At 75.0% G+C, this 400-nt stretch carries 1 protein-coding gene; it reads left to right on the top strand.

The genetic code is table 11. The features are described 5' to 3' along the window. Positions 1–207: 207 nt before the first annotated feature. A partial coding sequence (locus G3I78_RS50085; protein ID WP_164437330.1) for an ATP-binding cassette domain-containing protein occupies positions 208–400 on the top strand: 193 nt, incomplete at its 3' end.

Genomic DNA, 400 nt, shown 5'->3' on the forward strand with positions numbered 1-400 from the left:
GCCGGCGCTCTCACGCCGGAAGCATGCGGCCAGTCTAGAGCGTCCCGGCGACCGCCTCCCACACGGGCACGACCTCCTCCTCCCCGAGGAGGAGGTCGCTCCTCCGGCGATCTCGGCCGACGGCGGGAGCCGACGACCCCGCGCCCGTCCGTAGCGTCGACGACGGCGGTGCCCGAGGACCGGGCGCCGGTGACGACGGGAGGACGCATGATCCAGGTGGAGGGGCTCACCAAGCGCTACGGGCCGACGACGGCGGTGGACGGGCTGACGTTCACGGCACGTCCGGGCACCGTGACGGGCTTCCTCGGCCCGAACGGGGCGGGGAAGTCGACGACGATGCGCGTCGTGGTCGGGCTCGAGCGGCCCACGTCGGGCACGGCGACCGTCGACGGCCGCCGGT

Origin of the sequence: Streptomyces sp. SID13726 (genome assembly GCF_010548375.1) — a bacterium.
Lineage (GTDB): Bacteria > Actinomycetota > Actinomycetes > Streptomycetales > Streptomycetaceae > Streptomyces.